This is a genomic window from Allobosea sp. GW822-FHT05A11 (assembly GCF_058800455.1).
Window position 1 is genome coordinate 136,192 of sequence record NZ_JBXAMI010000005.1, and the last position, 21,738, is coordinate 157,929.

Below are 21,738 nucleotides of genomic sequence, written 5' to 3' on the forward strand. Positions count from 1 at the left end.
TTTGAACTCAGAGGGCCGAGACGCGGGCGGCCATGGATGAGATCGCCGCGATCACGGCGCCGGCGAAGGCCTTTGTGCCAAGCGCCCCGCCAATGTCCCGCGTACGCGTTGCCGGATTGTCGAGGGTGTGTTCGACCGCCGCCTCGATCAGGCGAGCGGCGTCCAGAAGCTTCCGGTTTCCGTTGCGCTGACCGCGCCACTGCAGCAGCATTGCGGCCGACAGGATGAGCGATGTCGGGTTGGCGATATCCTGGCCGGCGATGTCAGGGGCCGAACCATGCTGGGCCTGGGCGACGCAGATCGTGTCGCCGGCATTGATCGAACCACCGAGGCCGAGGCTGCCCGACAGTTCGGATGCCTCGTCGGAGAGAATGTCTCCGAACATGTTGGTGGTGACCATGACGTCGAAACGATCGGGTGTCCGGATGAGGAGCGCGGCCGTCGCATCGACGATCAGCTCTTCGAGCTCGATGTCGGGATATTCGGCTGCGACCTTGCGGACTTCCCGCAGGAACAGGCCGTCCGAAAGCTTGAGCACATTCGCCTTGTGAACGGCGGTGACCTTCTTTCTGCGGAGGCTCGCCAGCTCGAACGCAGTGCGGGCGACGCGCTCGCAGGCCCTGGCGGTGATCTTGCGGACCGAGAGCGCCATGTCCGGATCGGGCATGAATTCCCCCGAGCCCGCGAACATGTTGCGGTCCGAGTAGAAGCCTTCCGTCGCCTCGCGGATGATGACGAGATCCATAGGCCTGCGCAGGATGCTCATCTCCGGACGCGACCGGCAGGGTCGAACATTCGAATAGAGCTGGAATTTGACGCGAAGCTCGCCCGAAGGGTTGATTCCGCCCTGGTCCCGCGAGGGGTACTCGTAATGGGAAACCGGCCCCAGGATCACGCCGTCGACCTGCGGGATGCGCTGCATCACTGCGTCGGGCAGGGTGGTGCCCTGTGCCTTCAGGCTGGCGAGACCGATTTCGTGCGGCTCGAATTCCAGCCCCAGCGACAAAGCCCGGTCGGCCGCCTCCAGAACCCGCAGCGTGGCCTCGGTGATCTCCGGCCCGATGCCGTCTCCGGGCAGTATGATGATCTTCATCGGAAGCCTTCTTGCCTTCGAAATGCGTGAACGGAATCCGTCACCGCGCCAGGCGCCGACGGCTTCGGATCTTTTCGCCTGCCGCCCGGCGCTGCAGCGGCACGGCTTCGCCTCAACTAACAAATTGTTTTTCTGACCGCAAATATGCATTTCTTTTTACGCGCCCGGGCTGGCGCGAGATGCTCGCATGCGCGTGCAGAGAACACGTCCCGGCCAAGGAACGTGCGGACGGCTGCGCCGGACGCCATCTCCGGCAGCCAAGGATGAAGGACCGCTCGTTTCTACGCTGGCAGCCCAGCCTAACCGTCGCTCAAGGCTCGCGGCGTCTTCGGCGCTGTCGTTAGGGTGGCCGGATTCGGGCTGCTTTTGTGGCCGAGCCGTTCGCTTATGCGACGCGCGCCATTCCTGAGAAGCTCTGCAAGCTCGTTCGCGCGGGCATGGTATCGCAGCGTCACGACACCAAGGTTGAGAGCGGCTATCACCTTGCCCTCTCTCCCCCAGATCGGCGCGGCAAGTCCCGTGGAGCCGGTGACGTGTTCCTCGTCGCTGACGGCAATGCCTTCCGCGCGGATCGTCTCGAACATTCCCCGTATCGTGCCGGGGTCGGTGACCGTCTTGGGTGTCCTGGGTACGAGATGCGCTCTCGCAAAGTACCCGTCAGTGAGAACCGGGTCCCAATGTGCAAGCAGGACGCGGCCGGTTGCCGAGCAATAGGAATCGGACAGGCCATCCAGTTCGATATCGTAGCGCACAGCTTGCCGGCTCACGCATTTGGCGATTCGTCGACAGTCTCCCCGCACGGTCAAAACCGCCAGCATGACGGTCTCGCCTGTTTCGTCGCGAAGCTGCTCCATGATCGGATGGGCCGCCGACAGCAGGCGGGCTTCGAGGGCCCGCGATGCCGATTGATGCCGACTCGCATGGACGAGCACGTAGCGCTCGGTTGCGTCCTGAATTGCATACCCGCGTGAGACCAGGGTCTGCGCCAGCGCATGAGCGCTGCTCTTCGGAAATCCTAGCGCGGCGACGATCTCCTTGAGCTTCACGGGCTCCGAGCAGCCGGCGAGATACTCCAGCAGGTCCAGCACACGGGCTGCGGATTTGACCTCAGTGTTCATGGACGTGAACCGAATCTCTCTTGGCGAACCAATTTGCCGGCGATAGGCTCACTCTTAATCAAGAGGAAATCAACACTCTTGAAAGAGGGCATGCCATGATTTCAAGCAACGCTGCGTCCGTGGCGATTGTCACGGGTGGCGCGCGAGGTATCGGACGCGCCTGCGCTCTGTCTCTTGCAAAATCTGGGCTGGATATTGCGCTCGTTGACCTGCTGCCTGACGAGCTATCTCGCACTGCTGAAGAGATAAAAGCGCTTGGTCGCCGCGCATTGACTTTCCAGTCGGACGTCATCTTCAAAGAAGAGGCGAGCCGTATTGTCACGGAAGTCGTCGGCCAATGGGGGCGCGTCGACGTCCTTGTGAACAATGCCGGGAAGGGGATGCCGAAGGGCATCTTCGAGATCACCGAAGCCGAGTTCGATCACACGATCGCTCTCAATCTGAAGAGCTGCTTCAATTACATCCAGGCTGTCGCGCCCATCATGCAGCGTCAGGGTCATGGTCGCATCGTCTCGATGTCGTCGCTGAACGCGCATTCGGGTGGCGTGACGGCTGCCGTCAGCCGGTTCGCCTACGCTGCCGCAAAGGCGGGGATCATCGGGATGACCCGGGCTCTCGCCAAGGAACTCGGCCCCGAGATCCTGATCAATGCCGTGTGCCCGGGCATCATCGAGACGGAAGTCGGCAACACGCTGACCCGGGCTCGCGGCCCCGCGATCGCCGATGCCGGCATCGCTCTGAAGCGAATGGGCAAGCCCGACGATGTGGCTGAGCTCGTCACGTTCCTCGCAACTTCGACCCCCTGCTTCATCACGGGCCAAGACATCGTGGTGGACGGGTTCCAGTTCAATCGCTGAGTGATCCCCATGAACGTCACGCTCCCCCCTGACACCAAGCCCTGGACATGGAGCGAGGAGACCTGGCGACAGGTCGTCAGTCATGTCCGGGCGGGGCGTTCGCTCAAGCCTGGAGTCTGGAAGGATGGCGCCCGCTTCGCAGTCGCCCTGTCCTTCGACTCCGATCACGAGACGAACGAGCTCCGGGAGGGCGGGCGCTCCTACTCGAAGCTCAGCCAGGGGCAATACGGCAATCGATCGGGCATTCCGCGCATCCTGGCGACGCTCGCCCGGCATTCCGTCCCAGCCAGCTTCTTCATGCCGGCCGTTGCGGCGCTTCTGCATGACCGGGAGGCCCGTTCGGTTGCGGATGCCGGGCACGAGGTCGCGATCCATAGCTGGATCCACGAGCTGAACTCGGTTCTCGACTACGACACCGAGCGCGATCTGGCGCTTCGTGCCCGCGACACCCTGACGAAGCTGACCGGGCGCGAGCCGAAAGGGATGCGCACCGCATCATGGGATTTCAGCCCGTGGACGTTGAAGATCGTGCGCGAAATGGGGTTGCTTTACGATTCCTCCCTGATGGCGGACGACGAGCCCTACGAGCTCCTCGACGAGGGGCAGCCGACCGGGATCGTCGAGCTGCCTGTCGAGTGGATCCGCGACGATGCCGTCTATTTCGGCATGGATCGCTTCAAGGGGCTGAGGCCTCACAGCGGCCCTCCGATGGTGCTCGATATCTTCCTGCGCGAGCTGGACGTGGCTGCAGAGGAAGGTGGTCTCTTCCAGCTGACGATGCATCCGCACATCACCGGGCACCGCTCGCGGATCTTCATTCTGGACGAGGTGATCAGGGCGGCGAAAGCGAAGGGCTCCGTCTGGTTCGCCACGCATGAGGAGATCTGCCGGTATTGTGCCTCCGAAGCGGGCCTTGGCGCGCCGGCCCCGTCAGTCGACAGCAGCCGGAGCTGAGCGATGGGCTATCGCATCGGCGTCGATATCGGCGGCACCTTCACCGATTTCAGCGTGCTGGACGAGGCGACGCTGAATCTGCGGACGCTCAAGGTTCTGTCTCGTCCCGATGCTCCTGGAGCCGAGGTGCTTCAGGGGCTGGACGAGATCGAGAAGCGCTTCGGCATCGCGCCTTCGCAGGTCAGCTACTTCACCCACGGCTCGACTGTCGGCGTGAACAGCATCATCCAGGGCAAGGGCGCCAAGCTCGGGCTCATCGTCACCGCGGGTTTCCGTGACGTGCTCGAATTGGCTCGCCTCAAGATACCCGATCCCTACGACCTGTTCTCGCGCCGGCCGGTTCCGCTCGTTCCGCGAGACCGGGTGGTTCCCTTGCTGGAACGCATCAACGCCGATGGCGTGGCGGAAACCGTTCCGGATCCGGCAGCGATCGCCGCGGCGCTCGAGCAGGCAGAAGCAAGGGGCGCCGAAGCGATCGTCATCGCCTTGCTTCACAGCTACAAGAACCCGGCTCACGAGCGATTGGTCAAAGCGGAGATCAATCGCCTGCGCCCCGACCTGCCGGTTTTCTGCTCCGCAGACGTCTGGCCGATCGTCAGGGAGTACGAGCGGACCATCACAGCCTGTATCCACGGCTCGGTACAGCCGCGGGTGTCCCATTATATCGGCCGCCTCGAGGATGCCCTGATCGAGCGGGGCGTCGTTCCGGCTCCGATGATCACCAAGTCGAATGGCGGCGTCATGACCGCAGCGGCCGGCAAGGTGCGCAGCATCGAGATGCTGCTATCCGGCACGGCTGCCGGCGTGATCGGTGCAGGCTTCACGGCCAAGCTGGCCGGCTTCTCGAGGGTCATGAGCCTCGACATCGGCGGCACGAGCGCCGACGTCGCCCTCCTGAAGGACGGTATGCCCGACTTCCGCTCCGGCGAGCTCGTCGGGGCGTATCCGATCTATCTTCCGACGGTCTCGGTGTCCTCGATCGGCGCCGGCGGGGGCTCGATTGCGTCGGTGGACGCGTTGGGCGTCCTGCGCGTCGGGCCCGAAAGCGCCGGCTCGACGCCGGGGCCGGCCTGTTACGGCCGAGGCGGCGAACGAGCGACGATCACCGATGCCTTCGCGACGATCGGCGTTCTGGGGGCCGGCGGGCTCGGATACGGAGCCGTCAATGTCGACCGCTCCCAGGCACTTGCTGCACTTGAGCCGATCGCCAGGGGCCTCGACCGCTCGGCGGAGCTCGCCGCCGAAGCCATCATCCAGCTGGCGGTCGCCAACATGTATCGCGAAACGAGCCGGCTGTTCTCCCAGGTTGGCGAAGAGCCGAGCGGTTACGCGCTGCTGGCCTTCGGCGGTGCTGGTCCGATGCTCGGCTGCCTGCTGGCCGATGCCATGGGGATGCAGTCGGTCATCATCCCCCAGACTCCCGGTGTTCTGGCCGCGCTGGGAGGCCTTCTGGCCGATCTGCGATCGGACTTCGTGCGCGTGGTCTTCCTCGATGTCGGCCCGAACTCAGCCGACGGCTTGCGTCGGGCGATGGACGATCTCACCAAGGAAGCGCGCGCCTGGCTGATCGAAGGCCAGGGCTATGCGGGCGAGGCCGCGCTGTCGATCACGGCAGACATGCGCTACCGCGGCCAGTCCTACGAGATCGAGACGCCCCTGGAACAGTCCTGGGTCGTCGATGGCGATCACGGCGCCATCGCCGCTGCCTTCCACAAGCGCCACGCCGAAATCTACGACCACTCGGACGACGCGGCGGATGTGCAGATCGTTGCAATCCGCGTCGTCATTGCTGGCGTCACGCCCAAGCCTCATTTCGCGGAACAGCGCGTGACGCAGCAGCAGGTCCAGCCCAGGAAGTTGATCCCGATCGCCCATCAGGGCTCCATCGTCGAGGCCGGACTCTTCGATCGCAACGACCTGTCCCCAGGCTCGTCCTTCGCCGGTCCGGCCGTGATCTTGCAGGACGATACGACGACCTGGGCTCCGCCCGGTTTCGAGGGCCATGTCGATGGCTTCGGCAATCTGATCTTGAAGCGGAGTGCGATCTGATGGCGGCGCTGGATCCGGTAACGCTGCAGATCCTGAAGAGCCATTTCGAGGCTGCGGCCGAGAGCATGGCGTTCACGCTTCTGCGCACGGCCCATTCCGCTTTCGTCAAGGAGACGGAGGATTTCACCAGCGGGTTGACGACGCCGTGCGGGCAAACCTTCGCCAGCCCGAAGGACCTCGGCGCGACCTGGTTCATCGGGCTCGACTACAAGGGCGCGATCGACGCCGTCGCGGATTACAAGCCTGGCGACATCTGCATCACCAACGACCCGTATTCCGGCTACGTCTGCACTCACGCCCCCGACATCCACCTGTGGATGCCCGTCTTCCATGAGGACAGGCTGATCTGCTTCGCGGTCGGCCATATCCACAACACCGATATGGGCGGCGCCGTGCCGGCCTCGCTGTCCCGCGCGCTCACGGAGGTGCAGCAGGAAGGAATCCGGATTCCACCCATGAAGCTGGTTGAAGCCGGGGTGATGGATGAAAGCGTGTTGCGCATCATGCTGCGCAACGTCCGCATGCCGGATCAGAACTGGGGCGACCTGAAAGCCCAGATCGCCTCGCTCAAGACCGGTGAACGCAAGATCCGCGAGGCCGTCGCACGCTTCGGCGTCGATACCGTCTGCGCCGCGACCTACGGCGTGCTCGACCTGGCGGAGAAACAGGCGCGTCAACTCTTCGCGTCGATGCAGGACGGGGATTACGATTTCACCGACTATATCGACGAGGACAGCCCCGGCGGCATCCCCTGCCGCCTGAAGCTGTCCGTCAAGGTGCGCGGCGACGAAGCGGTCTTCGACTTCACGGGCAGCGACCCGCAGCTCCAATCGGCGCTGAACATGCCGACCGGCGGTCTGCCGCGCCATATCCTGCCGCTCGTCGGCTACAATTACGTCGTCTACTCGCTCGATCGAACGGTCGCCCTCAACATGGGGCTTCTGCGACCGGTTCAGTGCATTCTGCCGGAAGGGTCCGTTGTCAATCCGGTCTACCCGGCTGCCACGGGCATGCGCAGCCTGACCTGCGCACGCATTCAAGGCATGGTCATCGGTGCCTTCTCGCGTGCGATGCCCGATCGCCTGCCTGCCGGTCCCGCGGGCGGCGGCGGCATCCTGAACGTGCGCACCACGGACAGTCGTACGGGGCGCCTGGCCATGGCCTCGATCAATCCCATCACCGGCGGCGGTGGCGGGAGTTCGTTCGAGGATGGCCAGGACGGTTCGAACTCCTTCCTGAAGAACACGCCCGTCGAGATCACCGAGGCCGAGGTGCCTATCCGCGTCAGGAGCTATGAGCTCGTGCCGGATTCCGGCGGTCCTGGTCGCTATCGCGGCGGCCTTGCGGCTCAGATGACCTTCCAGATGTTCACGCCGAACTCGGTCGTGACCGCCCGGAACCGCGACCGTGTGCGCTTCTCCTGCTGGGGGCTCGAAGGCGGACTGCCGGGCTCGACCTGCAGCTTCCAGCGCGCCAACGGCAACACGAAGCCGGAAGACCTGGGGAATACCGACGTGGTTCGTTGCGGTCCGGGCGACGTGCTGACCATTTCGGCCGCGGGAGCAGGCGGCTGGGGCGATCCGTTCGAGCGCCCGCTTCAGGAAGTCCTGCAGGATGTCCTCGGGGGCAAGGTCACCGAGGGCGGCGCCAGGGCTTATGGCGTGGTGGTCAAGGACGGTGTCGTCGACGAGGCCGCCACCAAGGCCCTGCGGTCGGCTCCGCGGGAACGTATCAAAGGCATGACCTTCGACCCCGAGAGGCTGAGCTTCGAGCGCATCTGGTCGGATGCGGTTTGGGACCGGCTGTCGCAGCAGTTGTTCGCCCTTCCGGTCGAGTGGCGCTTCTTCGTCAAACACGAGCTCTTTGCGGCGGTGAATGCGGATGGCGCCGCTGACAGGGATCCGGTCGCGGCTTTGGAACGGGCCTTCGTCAATGTTCTGGCGCAGTACCCGCAGATCCTGCCTCGTCAGCTGGAGGATGCGGCGTGAATATCGAGTTCGCCAATCAGACGGTGCTCGTGGCTGGAGCTGCTCGCGGGATCGGCCGCGGCATCGTCGAGGAATTCGCAGCGAGGGGCGCCCAGGTTTTCGCGGCCGACCGGCTCAAGGAAGAGATGGCTGGCCTGCCAGCGCACCCGACGCAGCTCGACCTGCTCGACAAGGCGGCGGTCAACGGTTGGGTTGCGGAGGCCGAAAGGATCAGCGGGCGAGCGCCTGATGTCCTTGTCTATGTGGCCGGCGGGGTTCTCGGGCAAAGCGCGAAGCCGCTCGAGGACGTCGAAGAGGCGGACTGGCGCGCCGTGCTCGACGTCAATCTGACCGGCGCCTTTTTGGCGTCCCAGGCGGTTTGCGCCGGCATGAAGGCCCGCGGCAAGGGACGGATCGTGCTGATCGCCAGCGGTGCGGGCTTGCGCACCTCGCTGACGGGCATCCAAGCTTACGCTTCCGCCAAGGCGGGCGAGATCGGGCTGGCGCGCCAGCTCGGGCAGGAGCTCGGGCCATTCGGGATCACGGTCAACGCGGTTGCCCCGGGGTTCCAGCGCACGAGCCCGGACTATGAGCGGCAATGGCAATCATACTCGGCCGAGCGGCAGGAAAACATGATCGCCAACACGGCACGCCGCCGTCCGGGGACACCGCAGGACATTGCCTACACGGTGATGTTCCTTGCTTCCGACTATGCGGACTTCATCACAGGCCAGGTCGTTTCGGTGACCGGCAGTCCTTGAAACACGATAACAATGGAGGGACGGCATGACGACGACACGGAGAGACGCACTTAAAGCGGTTGCGGGATCGGTCGCCCTGGCATCGCTCTCGATCGAGGGAGTTCTGGCACAGGCCGGCGGCAAGTTCGTCTACGCGAACAACAGCCCGTACGACAATCTCGACCCGCACACCATTTTCGACACGGCCCGCGCCGCCTCGCGCTTCAATCTCTATGACGGGCTCTATCGCTGGGTCGACAATCCTCCCAAGATGATCCCATGGCTCGCGGAAAGCCATACCGTCTCGGATGACGGCAAGGTCTACACGTTCAAGCTGCGGCAGAATGCCAAGTTCCACGACGGCAAGCCGCTGACATCTGCCGACGTCGTCTATTCGATCGAGCGCATCCTCGCCCTCAAGAAGGGCCCGGCCAGCCTCTACCTCGCCAGCATCAAGCCCGGATCGACACAGGCGCCCGACCCGCACGCGGTCGTCTTCAACCTGAATGCCCCATCGGCGATCTTTCTCACGACCGTGCCCGACATCCTCGTGGTCAACAGTGCGCTGGTGAAGGCCAATGAGAAGGATGGCGACTGGGGCGAGGCTTGGCTCGCCAGGAATGAGGCCGGTTCCGGATCCTATGCCCTGCGCCGGCACGATCCGGCCGTAGGCTTCACCGCACGCCGCTTCGCCGATCATTTCGCGGGCTGGACCGGTCAGCCTTTCGACGATCTGGAATTCCGCACGGTTCTCGAGACGAACACGCGCGTGCTCGGCCTGATCCGCGGCGATTTCCAGGGCGCCGACGGCTACCTTCCCTACGATCAGATCCAGCGGCTCCGGCAGTCGAGCAACGTGCAGATCATCGAGCAGGAATCGATGCGCGTGTTCATCCTGGCGCTGAACTGCACCAAGCCGCCGATGAACAACCCGAACTTCCGCCGCGCGCTGGCCTACGCCTTCGACTATGACGGCTTCATCAAGAGCATCATGAAGGATTCGGTTTCGCGCAATCCTGGGCCGAACCCGAACAATATCTGGGGCACGCCGCCCGGCCTCAAAGGCTACAGCTACAACCTCGACAAGGCCCGCGAGGAGCTGAAGAAGGTGACGGAGCCGCTGCGGCCGATCACCATCAACGCCCTTGCCGGCTTCAGCGAGTCGGAGCAGGCGGCCACGCTCTTCCAGAGCACCCTGCGCCAGATCGGGGTCGAGGTCGTGGTCGAGGTCTCGCCCTGGTCGCTCGTCTCCACCCGCATGCGCAAGGCCGACACGCAGGCGGATATCGTGCCGCTATGGAAGAGCACCTACTACGTCGATCCGAATAACTGGGTCGGCGAGCTCTATGGCACGCGTTATCACGGCACGCGCACCTTCTCGTATTACAGCAATCCCGAATTCGACAAACGGCTCGATCGTGCGCTCGTCTCCGCAGACCAGGATGAACGGCGCAAGCTCTACGAGGAGATGACCCAGATGGTGAACGACGATGCCGCGGGCATCTTCGTCTACAACACCCGCTGGTACGGACCCTATTCGAGCAAGGTCGAGGGCATCCGCTTCTCACCGGTCAGCAATGGCCAGGATATTCGCTGGGCGTCCCTGAAGCGCTGAGCGGTCCTCGACTTCTCCAATCGGAGGCATCGCCATGAACTGGCTGTCAATGGTGGCGAACCGATTGCTTTGGTTCGTGCCGACGCTCGTGGGGCTGCTCGCGATCGTGTTCGTGCTGTCGCGCGTGATTCCCGTCGACCCCGCGGTTTTGGCCGCGGGGGAGAATTCCTCGCCCGAGCAGGTGCAGCAGGTGCGCGAGCGGTTCGGGTTCGACAAGCCATTGCCGGTGCAGTTCGTGAATTACCTGCGCGACATCGCGCAGGGCAATCTCGGTGTTAGCCTCTTCACCCAGCAGCCCATCGTCGACGACCTGAAATCGCGCCTGCCCGCCACGCTGGAGCTGACCATCTTCGCGGTCCTGATCGCGGGCTTCATCGGCATCCCCCTCGGAGTCCTTTGCGGCCTGCACCGCAACTCGTGGATCGATCATGTGCTTCGTATCGTGACGGTGTCCGGCCTGGCGGTGGCATCCTTCTGGCTGGCGATGCAGTTCCAGTTCCTGTTCTCGATGAAGCTCGGGTGGCTGCCGCTTTCCGGTCGCATCGAGGGATTTCCGCCGGAGACGGTGACGGGCCTCATGCTGGTCGACGCGATGATCGAGGGCGACCGCGAGATGATCGGCTCCGCATTCCGGCACATCGTCCTGCCGACGCTCACCCTGGCCCTGCCCGCGGCGGCCACGGTCGTCCGCTTTACCCGAAACGGAGTCATCGGCGTGATCGGCTCGCCCTCCGTAGCCTACCAGACGGCGATGGGGCTGCCGCGCCGCCTGATCGTCTGGAAATACGTGCTGCGCATGGCATTGACCGCCACCGTCACGCAGCTCGGCCTCATCTTCGGCATCCTCCTGGCAGGCGCGGTCGTGGTCGAGACCGTCTTCGACTGGCCGGGTCTCGGTGCCTATGCCGTGCGCTCGATCCTGCAGTCCGACTATAACGCGGTGATGGGCTTTACCCTCTGCACGGGAGCCTTGTTCGTCCTCATCAACCTGCTGGTGGACATGCTGCAGGCCGCGATCGATCCGCGGGGGGCGGCATGATGGATCTCCTCAAGCGCCTCACCAGGGACAAGGCCGCTTTCATCGGGTTGAGCTTGTTGAGCCTTCTGGTGCTGGCTGCGCTGTTTGCGCCGCTGCTGGCTCCCTTTCCCAACGATGTCTTCGATTTCCACATCGGGAACCGACTTCAACCGCCCTCGGCCACCGCTCTTTTCGGCACCGACCGTATGGGCAGCGACATCTTCAGCCGCATGCTGTTCGGCGCCAGGATCACGTTGATGCTGGCCGGGATCGCGATCGGCTCGGCACTGGTCATCGGCGTGCCGATCGGCCTCATCGCCGGCTACTACCAGAACTGGGTCAGCGATGCGCTGATGCGGATTGCCGAAATCTTCCTGGCCGTGCCCCAGATCGTCCTGGCCATCGCCATCGCGCAGACGCTCGGGCCATCGATCGAGAACGTCATCCTGGCGCTCTCGCTGACCTACTGGCCGTTCTGGGCGCGGTTGGTCTATGCCGAGACGCGGTCGATGCGAAACGAGGTCTTCGTGGAGTCCGCGGTTGCGCTCGGGGCATCGCCTTGGCGCGTCATCGTCCTGCACATCCTGCCCAACATCGCCTCGCCGATCATCGTCCGGACGTCGATCGGCATGGGCGCGACGATTCTCACCGCGGCAACGCTGGGCTTTCTCGGCCTTGGCGCGCCGCCGCCCACGCCCGAATGGGGCCGGATGATTGCCGAGAGCCGTGAGTTCCTTCCCGAAGCCTGGTGGTACGCACTCGCTCCGGGCATCGCGATCTTCCTGACGGTGCTGGGCTTCAATCTCTTTGGCGACGGCCTGCGCGACATCCTCGACCCGCGCACGCGGCGCAGCGTCTGATCATGAGCAATCTTCTCGACATCCGGGCCCTGTCCCTGGGCTTCCGAACCGAAAAGGGCATCGCCAAGGTGCTCGACCGGATCGATATCAGCGTGAAGCCGGGAGAGATTGTCGGCCTGGTCGGAGAATCCGGCTGCGGCAAGTCAACGCTTGCCCGTGCGATTCTCGGGACGCTTCCCGAAGGCCAGACGGAGATCAACAGCGGACATATCCGGCTCGACGGTGTCGATATGCTCTCGGGTGGCAAGGCGGCCGAACATCTGCGCGGCCGGGTCGTGACCTTCGTCCCGCAGGATCCCTTTGCGAGCTTCAATCCGCTGTTCCGGATCGGTACCCAGATCCAGGACCTGATGCGCTTCAAGGCCCCGCGGGATGGAGCGGGCAGTTTTGGCCGCGCGCGGAAGGCCGACGAGGCCAGCGCGATCGCCATGCTCGACGCGGTTCAGCTGCCGCAGCCGAAAGCGATCCTGGCGAAATATCCTCATCAGCTCTCCGGCGGCCAGCGGCAGCGCGTGATGATCGCCATGGCACTGCTCCCCCAGCCCCGGATGATCATCGCCGACGAGCCGACGACGGCTTTGGATGTGACGGTTCAGGCGCAGATCCTCGGGCTGTTGCGCCGGCTGGCAGTCGAACGCGGCGTATCCGTCCTGTTCACGACCCATGACCTCGGTGCCGCCTGGGAAATCTGCGACCGGATCGTGGTGATGTATGCCGGGCAGACAGCGGAGATCGCTCCGCGCGAGCAGTTCTTCGGCGATCCCCGCCACCCGTATACCCGCATGCTGCTCGACAGCCTCCCGTCCCCTGGGCGCGATCCCGTCGGAATTCCCGGCGGTGTCCCCAGCCCGCTCAAGGCTCCCGACGGTTGCCGCTTCAATCCCCGCTGCCCCCGCGCAACGGACATCTGTCACGAGAGCAGGCCGGCGCTGACGACAGGTTCCGATGGCCACGCGGTTGCGTGTCATCATCCCTGGTTGGCCAAGGCGGAGGGTGCGCATGTCTGAGCGCGATAATCCCGCGATCCTGGAAGTCGACAACCTGGCCCGGCACTTTCCGGTCCGGGGTTTCCTCAACCGGCAGGTCGGCAGCTTGCGCGCGCTGGACAATGTCTCCTTCGCGGTCGAGCCGGGCGAGATCCTGGGCATTGTCGGGGAATCCGGCTGTGGCAAGTCTACACTCGGCAAGACGCTCATGGGCATTCACGAACCCAGCGAGGGCGAAGTCCGGATGCTGGGCGAGAGGATCGCCTCGCCGGGCCAGAAGCGCGCTGCGCGAATCCGGGCGCGGCTGCAATATGTCTACCAGGACCCCGGCGCTTCCCTCGACCCGCGCTGGACGCTGCGTCGTTCGCTCCACGAGCCGCTGATCATCCACACGGACTGGCCGAAAGAGAAGCGGGAGGAAAAGGTCAGGGAGATCGTGAAGGCGGTGGGATTGCCCGTCGAGCATCTTGACCTTTACCCCCACGAGATCAGCGGCGGCCAGCAGCGACGGGTCGGTTTGGCCCGGATCCTGGTTCTCGGACCGGAACTGGTCATTTTCGACGAACCCACATCGGGGCTCGACGTTTCCGTCCAGGCGACCGTGCTGAGGCTGTTCCGCGACCTGAAGTCAGAGTTCGATCTGACCTACCTCTTCATCAGCCATGACCTCGCCGTCGTGCAGTCGATCTGCGACCGTGTGATCGTCATGTATCTCGGGAGGATCGTCGAGATCGGGCGGACCGCCGAGGTTTTTGCCGCACCACGCCACCCCTACACGCAGGCTTTGCTGTCGGCTGCCCCTGTGATCGGCGGGCCCCGCGTCACTGAAAACTTTTCCCTGCAAGGTGAGCCGCCTGATCCGTCCAATGTTCCGAGTGGGTGTCGCTTCCGTACGCGCTGCCAATACGCGACATCGGAATGCGCCGACATCGACCCGGAGCTGGATGATGAAGCCGGTCACGGCGTTGCCTGCTTGCGCTGGCGCGAGTTGAGCGTGTGAAACCTGGGCATTTGGAGACCGGGTCCGCTCCATCATGGCAGCTCGCTCTCGCCACCATGGTTGCGGTACAGATGGCTACGGCCTTCCTCAGCCGCATCCCTCCCACGATAGCGCCGATCCTTGCCGCCGAGCGGGGCTGGTCGGATTCAGTGGTGGGTTATCTTGCCAGCCTGAACACGCTGGGGTCGATTCTCTTCCTCGCCCTGGGCGCGCCCTATCTGAGAGCTCTCGGCTCCGTACGGGCGCTCCAGGCCGGGTTGATGATCGGAATCCTGGGGCTGGCGCTTTTTCTTCCGAGCTGGACGATAGCAGCATGTATGGCCTCGCTCCTGATCGGAGTTGGCTACGGGCCGTCTTCGCCCGCGGGTAACGATGTGCTTCATCGGACGGCACCTCATGGCCGTCGCAGCATGATCTTCTCGATCAAGCAGGCTGGAGTGCCCCTCGGCGGGGTCATCGCGGGGCTCGCCCTGCCACCTCTCGCAGCAGCCTACGGCTGGCGCGTCGCCCTCCTGGCATCGGCAGTCTTCGTGCTTGCCATCATCGCCAGTGTCCAGCCGATGCGAGAGGCGCTCGATCGTGATCGGGAGAGGGGCCTGAAATTTGGGCTCGGAGCCATCCTCTCCGTCTCCAATCTGGTGACGCCGATCAGGACGCTGACAGCGTCCTCGATGTTGTTTCGCCTGGCGGCAGCCGGCGCCTGTCTGGCCATAGGGCAGGGGATCTGGTTCGCCTATCTCATGACCTATGCGGTCTCGCAGCTCGGCTACAGCCTTGAGACCGCCGGCGCGCTCTACGCGTTGATGCAAGCTACGAGCGTCGCGGGCCGTGTCTTTCTCGGTTGGCTATCCGATCACCTGGGAGCTCCGCGGCTCCTGTTGCGCCTGATCGGATTGGCGTCGGGCGCGACTTCACTGACTTTAGCCCTCGCGACGCCGGAGTGGTCCTTCCCCATATACTGCGTCATCGCAGCGATCGCCGGCGTTACCGTATCCAGCTGGAACGGCGTCCAATTGTCCGAAATTGCGCGTGCTTGCCCGCCAAGCCTGGTTCGGGAGGCGTCTGCCGCCGCGACGCTGGTCATCTTCCTCGGCTACGTCGTGGCCCCATCGGCCTTTGCGATGGTGCTGAGCTTCACCAGCCGCTTCGACCTCGGCTTGTTCGCCTGTGCGCTGTCGGGCGTGATCTGCTTCTTCATCGTGCCTCTGGACAAGCGCGGCGCGTAATGTCGTGAAGGCAGCCGCTCCGGCCGCTTTTGTTTCGGGTTTGGATCGTCCCGATTTTACGCCGTCATGCCGGGCTTGACCCGGAATGACGGCGCGGTTCTTTCAGGCGAGAGGCGTTCACCCGACGATTTCCTTGTCGTTCTCCGCCCGCCTCCAGAAGAGCCTGACGCCGCCTTCGTCGGTGGCTTCGAGACCTGGGACGGCTGCGAGGAGCTTCTGGGTATAGGGGTGTCTCGGATTGTCGAAGATGTCGTCGCGGGGGCCTTCCTCGACGATGCGGCCGTCCTGCATGACGATGACGCGGTCCGCGACCTGCTCGACCACGCCGAGATCGTGGCTGATGAACAGGCAGGAGAAACCGTGCTTCTTCTGGAGCTCGTCGAAGAGCTCCAGCACCTGCGCACGCACGGTGACGTCGAGCGCCGAGACCGGCTCGTCGGCGATGACGAAACTCGGTCGGCGCACGATCGCGCGGGCGATCGCGATGCGCTGGCGCTGGCCGCCGGAGAGCTCGTGCGGATAGCGCTCGGCGAAGCCGTTGCCCAGGCCGACCTCGGTCAGCACCTCCGCGACGCGGGCCTTGCGGTCGGCCGGGCTCATGTCGGGGACCAGCCTGAGCGGCTCGGCGACGAGCTGCCGGATCGTCATGCGCGGATCGAGCGAGGAGTAGGGGTCCTGGAAGACCATCTGGCAGTTCAGCCGATAATCCCAGTAGGCGGCGTCGCTCTTCTCGATCGGCTTGCCGTTGAAGCGGATCTCGCCGCCGGCCGGCCTGACCAGGCCGGCGATCGATTGGCCGAGGGTGGTCTTGCCCGAGCCCGAGCCGCCGACCACCGCGACGACCTCGCCGGGCTGCACGTCGATGCTGATGCCGTGCAGTGCGCGCTTGGCCTCACTCTTGCGGAAGAAACCCTGCCGGCCGGGATATTCGACGACGAGGTCGCGGACCGCGACGATCGGCGTCTTGGCCTCCGGCAGCGGGCGCGCCGGCGAGCGGTGCGGCATCGCCGAGAGCAGCTTGCGGGTATAGGGGTGCTGCGGCCGGGCCAGGATGTCCTCGGCCTTGCCCTGTTCGACCACGTCGCCCTGGGACATCACGACGATGCGGCTGCAATAGCGCGCGACCATGCCGAGATCATGCGAGATCAGCAGCACGGCGGTGTGGTTGGCCTTCGTCAGCTCGACCATCAGCTCCATCACGTCGCGCTGGACGACGGCGTCGAGCGCGGTGGTCGGCTCGTCGGCCAGCAGCAGCGCGGGCTTCAAGAGCATCACCGAGGCCAGCATGATGCGCTGGCGCATGCCACCGGAGAACTGATGCGGATAGGCGGTGAGCGCGCCTTCCGGATCGCGCAGGCCGACGCTCCTGAGCATGTCGAGGATCAGCGCCCGGCGGGCGGGGGCGTCGAGCTTGCGGTGCAGGGCCAGCCCCTCGTCGAGCTGGCGCCCGATCAACATCGAGGGGTTGAGCGAGGTCATCGGCTCCTGGAAGACCATGCCGACCTTGGAGCCGCGCATGGCGCGCAGGTCCTTCGGGCTCATCGCCATGACGTCCTGGCCGTCGAAGCGGATCATGCCGCCTTCGAGCCGCACCGCCGGCGGGATGAAGCCCATCACCGCGCGAGCGGCGAGCGTCTTGCCCGAACCGGATTCGCCGACGATGCCGACGATCTCGCCGGGGAAGACCTGGAAGGAGACGTCGTTGACGACGGTGCGGCCGGAGCCGCCGATCTTCAAGGTGAGGCCGGCGACGTCGAGGAGTGGAGCTGTCGTGTTCATCGCGAGCCCCTCATCCGCGGGTCGAGCCGGTCGCGCACGGCGTCGCCGAGCAGGTTGATGCCGAGCAGGGTCAGCGAGATCGCAAGGCCCGGGAAGATGCCGAGCCAGACGGCCTGGCCGATATAGGGCCTGGAACCGGCGAGCATGTTGCCCCAGGTCGGGGCCGGCGGCGGCACGCCGAGGCCGAGGAAGGAGAGCGCGCTCTCGGCCAGCAGGACATAGCCGAACATCGAGGTCGCCAGCACGGTGAGCGGCGCGATGCAGTTCGGCAGGATGTGGCGGGCCATGGTGAAGGCCTCGGCATTGCCCATCACGCGCGAGGCCGCGATGAACTCGCGCTCCCGCAGCGAGAGCACGGTGCCGCGCACGACGCGGGCGACCGACGGCGTATAGGCGATGCCGAGCGCGACGATGATGCCGTATTTGTTGGCGCCGACCACCGCAAGCAGGCCGAGCGCCAGCAGGATGCCGGGGAAGGCGAGCAAGGCGTCGTTGAAGGCCATGATGATGCGGTCGGTCCAGCCGCGCATATAGCCGGAGAACAGGCCGATCAGCGTGCCGAAGACGACGGCCAGAGTCACGGTCAGGATCGAGATCCAGACCGAAGTCGCAGCCCCCGCCATCAGGCGCGAGAGCACGTCGCGGCCGAACTCGTCGGTACCGAGCCAATGCAGCGCGCTCGGTGCGGCCAGCTTCTCGCGGAAGGAGAGCTTGAGCGGATCATAGGGCGTCCAGAGCGCGCCGGTGCCGGCGGCGATGAGCAGGATGCCGATCAGCGTGCCGCCGACGATCGCATTGGGAGCGGGGAGCTTCATGCGGCGGGGCTTCTTCATGGAGGCGCCACCCGTCGTTGTGCTGTCGGTGCTCATTGCGCCGTCACCCTTGGATCGAAGACCGGGTAGCAGAGGTCGATGACGAGGTTCACCAGCACATAGGTGAAGGCGACGAAGAGCATGCAGCCCTGGATCACCGGATAGTCGCGGGCGAAGATCGCATCGACCAGCAGGCGCCCGAGACCGGGGATGGTGAAGACCGTCTCGACCACGGCGATGCCGCCGAGCAGGTTGCCGAGCACGAGGCCGATCAGGGTCCAGGTCGGGCCGAAGGCGTTCTTGAAGGCGTGGCGCCAGAGCACGGCGCGCTCCGAGAGGCCCTTGGCGCGGGCATGGGTGATGTAGTCGAGCCGGAGCACTTCCAGCGTCGAGGCCCGCGCCATGCGCAGGATCACGCCGATCTCGTGCAGGAACAGCGTCATGATCGGCATGACCAGATAGAGGATGCCGGCCCACGGGTTCTCGGCGATCGAGACATAGCCGACCACCGGCAGCCATTCGAGCTTGAGCCCGAAGAACAGCAAGAGCAGGAGACCCAGCCAGAAGGTCGGAATCGAGAGCAGCAGCGTCGCGGTCGCGACGAGGCCGAGATCGAGCGCGGAATCCTGCTTCCAGGCGGCGATGACGCCGGCGGGCACCGCGACACAGCTCGCCAGCAGCACCGCGACGAGCACGATCTGGGCGGAGATCCAGAAGCGCTGCAGGATCAGCGGCAGCACCGCCTGCTGCGACGAGATCGACTGGCCGAAATCGCCGGTCAGGACATTGCCGATCCAGATGCCGAACTGCACCGGCAAAGACTGGTCGAGCCCGAGCCGGGCCCTGAGGTCGGCCAGGCTTGCAGGCGTCGCAAGATCACCCAGCATCAACTGGGCCGGATCGCCCGGGATCAGACGGATCAGCACGAAGACCGACACCGCCACGATCAGCAGCGTCGGCAAAGCCATCCCTATCCGTGTCAGCGCAAATCGAAACATCAAAGGCCCTCCCAAGCCTCAGAGCATTCCCGCATCTTCTTCTATGCGAACCGGGGCTCGCTTCGCTCGAAAATGCTCAAGGCCGGCTCCACCGGATGGCGGAGCCGGCAATCGCCTCACTTCGCGACGCTGACTTCCCAGAGGCGCAACTGGGACGCCCAGGGCGTCACGCCGCTCACCTTCTTGGAATGGGCGATGATGTCGAGGTCGTTATGGGTGAAGATGGTCGGGACCTCGTCGATGAAGCGCTTGTGCAGGTCGTCGAAGATCTTCTGGCGCTCAGTGGTATCGGTCACCACCATCGACTTCTGGATCAGGGCGAGCGCCTCCGGCTCCTCCCAGATCTTGCGCGGCTGCTTGTCCTTCGGGCCGGCGATCTGCTCGAATCCGAGCGCGGGGTCGAAGCGGCTCGAATAGGAGAAGGACTGCATCTGGTAGTTGCCCTTGTTGTAGCGATCGAGCTGCGTCGCCCATTCCAGCACCTCGATCTCGGCATTGATACCGACCGCCTGCATCATCGCTTGGGCGATGACGGCGGTGTTGAAGCTCGGCACCGAGGAGCGCTTGTTGGCGAGGATTACGATCTTCTCGCCCTTGTAGCCGGCCTTCTGCAGCAGGGCCTTGGCGGCGGCGGGATCGTATTTGAAGCCCTGCTTCTCGACGTCGCCGTAATATTTCGAGGTCGTGTAGACCGGCGAGTTGTTGGGCTTGCCGAGGCCGTTAGAGACATTGGCGACGAGCTCGGGGAAATCGATCGCGGCGGCGATCGCCTGGCGCAGGGCCTGGTTCTTCATGACGGGATCGCGCGTCTGGATGATCAGGCTGTGGCGCACCGGGTTCGGCGCGATCGCGAGCGTGAGGTTCGGCGCGTTCTTGAGATCGGGAACGTCCGATTCCGGCATCAGCGCCATGTCGAGCGAGCCTGAGAGCAGGCCCGCCTTCACCGTCGCCGCGTCGGGAATGACCATGAAGCGGGCTTCCTTCACCAGCGGGCGCTTCGAGCCGATATAGCCGTCGCGCTTGTCGCCCTTGGGCGAGACATACTGGTCGAAGGCGAGAAGCTGGACCGATTGGCCGCGCTTCCAGTCGCCCAGCATGAACGGGCCGGTGCCGATCGGCTTGTCCCAGCTGCCATCGGCCTTGACCGAATCCTTGTGGATCACGGCGGTGCCGCCGCAATCGGCGCGGGCGAGCGAGTCGAGGAAGAGGCCGTTCGGCTCGTTGATCTCCATCATGACGGTGTCGGCATCCGGAGCCGAGATCTTCTCGACCTTGAGGCCGTTGCGCCCGTCGAAATCCGAGATGCAGCGCCAGTCGGTCTTCGGGTCCATGTAGCGGTTCCAGCTCCACAGCACGTCGGCCGAGGTCATGGTCGCGCCGTTATGGAACTTCACGCCCTTGCGCAGGCGGAAGGTGTAGGTCTTGCCATCAGGCGAGATCTCGACCTTCTCGGCGAGCAGCGGGCCGACCGAGCCGTCCTCGGCATAGCCGACGAGGCCCTCGATCATGTGAAGCACGACGGAATCGGTATTGCCGTCGCGGTTCACGCCGGGATTGGTCGAGCGGATATCGGCGTTGAGCACGGCCGTCAGCGTCTGGGCCTGGAGGGCGCCGGCCGAGAGGGCGAGCGCGGCGGCGGAGACAAGGAAGCGCTTCATGATGTTTCCCCTGTTGTTCTTATGATCGTTCAGCCGGCCTTGCGGGCGGTGCGGATCCGGCGAAGCTCGCCGGCGAAGAAGTCCTCGACCATCGGCACGACCTTGACGCCGTCATGCGGCGTGTTCGGCACGAGGTCGAAGCGTGCCTTGATGCCGTTCTCGGCGAAGTTGTCGCGCAGGCTGGCCAGCCGCTCCGGCCGGTTGGTGCCGGCATGGTTGGCGTCCGGCATCCAGTTGCGGCCGCCTGGCTTGTGGGTGATCTCCCAGGTCTCGAGATCGGCGGCGCCGACGATCATCTGCACTGCGACCTGCTTCATCGCGGGGATGTCGAGCTCCTGGCCGAAGAGCGCGGCGAAGTTGCGCGTGCCGACCCACCAGTCGCGGCTGGGATCGAGCAGGGTGACCGAGCCCGGTGCGCCGATCGAGACGCCCCAGAGCTTGTTTGGCTGCAGCATCAGGAGGCGATGGGCGAAATGGCCGCCGCCGGAATAGCCGAACAGGCCGAAACGATCGAAGGCGACGCCATAACGCCGAGAGACCTCCTCGACGATGGCGAGCAGGACATGGTCGTAACGGAGGTTGCCCTCGCGCATGTACTTGAAGCCGTCCTTGTTGTCGTCGCCCATCACGCCGATCGGGAAGAGCGGCGCCAGGATGATGCAGTTGTTCCAGCGGGCAAAGGCCGAGAAGGCGTCGCGATAGCCGGTGAAGCCGCGGCCGGTGCCGTGCATCGCCACGATCAGCTCGGGCTTCTCACCACCCTGGCCCAGCGTCGGCGGGACATAGAGGCAATAGGCGAAGCGCGGATCATGCTTCGAGGCATAGATCGGGGTCGGGCCGTAATCGTAGAGCGCCTTCGCGCGCGCGGCCGCCTCGACATCGGGTTTGGCGGTCTGTTCAGCCACGGCGTTCACGGCGTTTCTCCTCTGGCGAAATTATTGGCGCCAATTATGTTGCATGGTATGGTCCGCTTCGCAACCAACTTCTTCCAGCCTGCGCGAATCCTGC

General features: G+C 64.8%; 18 protein-coding genes. 11 read left to right on the forward strand and 7 right to left on the reverse strand.

Going from position 1 to position 21,738, the window contains the following annotated elements:
* Nucleotides 1-7 precede the first annotated feature (7 nt).
* Nucleotides 8-1,093 carry an isocitrate/isopropylmalate dehydrogenase family protein gene (locus AC1RLU_RS17660; RefSeq protein WP_492797143.1) on the reverse strand — a complete coding sequence of 362 codons (1,086 nt, stop codon included), beginning with the start codon at nucleotides 1,091-1,093 and terminating at the stop codon, nucleotides 8-10.
* Between the two features lie 299 nt (nucleotides 1,094-1,392).
* On the reverse strand, nucleotides 1,393-2,211 hold the full coding sequence (locus AC1RLU_RS17665) for an IclR family transcriptional regulator (protein ID WP_492797145.1): 819 nt from the start codon (nucleotides 2,209-2,211) through the stop codon (nucleotides 1,393-1,395).
* Nucleotides 2,212-2,306: 95 nt separating this feature from the next.
* Between AC1RLU_RS17665 and AC1RLU_RS17670 the strand changes: the two genes are divergently transcribed.
* Genes AC1RLU_RS17670 through AC1RLU_RS17720 form a run of 11 tightly spaced genes read left to right on the forward strand, consistent with a single transcriptional unit; the run spans nucleotide 2,307 to nucleotide 15,483 of the window.
* Nucleotides 2,307-3,068 (forward strand): SDR family NAD(P)-dependent oxidoreductase, encoded by a 762-nt coding sequence (locus AC1RLU_RS17670; RefSeq protein WP_492797147.1) that lies wholly within the window; start codon nucleotides 2,307-2,309, stop codon nucleotides 3,066-3,068.
* Between the two features lie 9 nt (nucleotides 3,069-3,077).
* On the forward strand, nucleotides 3,078-4,022 hold the full coding sequence (locus tag AC1RLU_RS17675; protein ID WP_492797148.1) for a polysaccharide deacetylase family protein: 945 nt from the start codon (nucleotides 3,078-3,080) through the stop codon (nucleotides 4,020-4,022).
* 3 nt (nucleotides 4,023-4,025) lie between these two features.
* Nucleotides 4,026-6,071 carry a hydantoinase/oxoprolinase family protein gene (locus tag AC1RLU_RS17680; RefSeq protein WP_492797150.1) on the forward strand — a complete coding sequence of 682 codons (2,046 nt, stop codon included), beginning with the start codon at nucleotides 4,026-4,028 and terminating at the stop codon, nucleotides 6,069-6,071.
* A complete protein-coding gene (locus AC1RLU_RS17685) occupies nucleotides 6,071-8,059 on the forward strand; it encodes a hydantoinase B/oxoprolinase family protein (RefSeq protein WP_492797151.1) in 1,989 nt (662 codons plus the stop codon). Before AC1RLU_RS17680 ends, AC1RLU_RS17685 begins: the two co-directional genes overlap by 1 nt.
* Complete coding sequence (locus AC1RLU_RS17690) at nucleotides 8,056-8,799, forward strand: SDR family NAD(P)-dependent oxidoreductase (RefSeq protein WP_061965810.1); 744 nt, start codon at nucleotides 8,056-8,058, stop codon at nucleotides 8,797-8,799. Before AC1RLU_RS17685 ends, AC1RLU_RS17690 begins: the two co-directional genes overlap by 4 nt.
* A gap of 25 nt (nucleotides 8,800-8,824) precedes the next feature.
* A complete protein-coding gene (locus tag AC1RLU_RS17695) occupies nucleotides 8,825-10,393 on the forward strand; it encodes an ABC transporter substrate-binding protein (protein ID WP_492797154.1) in 1,569 nt (522 codons plus the stop codon).
* Nucleotides 10,394-10,442: 49 nt separating this feature from the next.
* Nucleotides 10,443-11,432: an ABC transporter permease gene (locus tag AC1RLU_RS17700; RefSeq protein WP_492797656.1), complete on the forward strand. Its 990-nt coding sequence runs from the start codon at nucleotides 10,443-10,445 to the stop codon at nucleotides 11,430-11,432.
* On the forward strand, nucleotides 11,429-12,271 hold the full coding sequence (locus AC1RLU_RS17705) for an ABC transporter permease (RefSeq protein ID WP_061965816.1): 843 nt from the start codon (nucleotides 11,429-11,431) through the stop codon (nucleotides 12,269-12,271). The genes AC1RLU_RS17700 and AC1RLU_RS17705 overlap by 4 nt, the downstream gene beginning before the upstream one ends.
* Nucleotides 12,160-13,278 carry an ABC transporter ATP-binding protein gene (locus AC1RLU_RS17710; protein WP_492797155.1) on the forward strand — a complete coding sequence of 373 codons (1,119 nt, stop codon included), beginning with the start codon at nucleotides 12,160-12,162 and terminating at the stop codon, nucleotides 13,276-13,278. Before AC1RLU_RS17705 ends, AC1RLU_RS17710 begins: the two co-directional genes overlap by 112 nt.
* Entirely contained in the window at nucleotides 13,271-14,257 is a 987-nt protein-coding gene (locus AC1RLU_RS17715; RefSeq protein WP_061965817.1) for an ABC transporter ATP-binding protein, read from the forward strand. The genes AC1RLU_RS17710 and AC1RLU_RS17715 overlap by 8 nt, the downstream gene beginning before the upstream one ends.
* Before the next feature lie 11 nt (nucleotides 14,258-14,268).
* A complete protein-coding gene (locus AC1RLU_RS17720; RefSeq protein WP_492797157.1) occupies nucleotides 14,269-15,483 on the forward strand; it encodes an MFS transporter in 1,215 nt (404 codons plus the stop codon).
* A gap of 117 nt (nucleotides 15,484-15,600) precedes the next feature.
* Here the strand turns inward: AC1RLU_RS17720 and AC1RLU_RS17725 are convergent, their stop codons facing one another.
* The 5 genes from AC1RLU_RS17725 to AC1RLU_RS17745 all read right to left on the reverse strand — a co-directional run bounded on the left by AC1RLU_RS17725 (nucleotide 15,601) and on the right by AC1RLU_RS17745 (nucleotide 21,644).
* Entirely contained in the window at nucleotides 15,601-17,262 is a 1,662-nt protein-coding gene (locus AC1RLU_RS17725; RefSeq protein ID WP_492797159.1) for an ABC transporter ATP-binding protein, read from the reverse strand.
* On the reverse strand, nucleotides 17,259-18,077 hold the full coding sequence (locus AC1RLU_RS17730) for an ABC transporter permease (protein ID WP_061966059.1): 819 nt from the start codon (nucleotides 18,075-18,077) through the stop codon (nucleotides 17,259-17,261). The genes AC1RLU_RS17725 and AC1RLU_RS17730 overlap by 4 nt, the downstream gene beginning before the upstream one ends.
* Nucleotides 18,078-18,127: 50 nt before the next feature.
* The gene (locus AC1RLU_RS17735) at nucleotides 18,128-19,072 is read right to left on the reverse strand and encodes an ABC transporter permease (RefSeq protein WP_061965823.1); all 945 of its coding nucleotides are present in this window, start codon (nucleotides 19,070-19,072) and stop codon (nucleotides 18,128-18,130) included.
* A gap of 116 nt (nucleotides 19,073-19,188) precedes the next feature.
* The gene (locus tag AC1RLU_RS17740; protein ID WP_492797161.1) at nucleotides 19,189-20,730 is read right to left on the reverse strand and encodes an ABC transporter substrate-binding protein; all 1,542 of its coding nucleotides are present in this window, start codon (nucleotides 20,728-20,730) and stop codon (nucleotides 19,189-19,191) included.
* A gap of 29 nt (nucleotides 20,731-20,759) precedes the next feature.
* Nucleotides 20,760-21,644, reverse strand: coding sequence for an alpha/beta hydrolase family protein (locus tag AC1RLU_RS17745; protein ID WP_492797163.1), 885 nt, complete (start codon nucleotides 21,642-21,644; stop codon nucleotides 20,760-20,762).
* Between the last annotated feature and the right edge of the window lie 94 nt (nucleotides 21,645-21,738).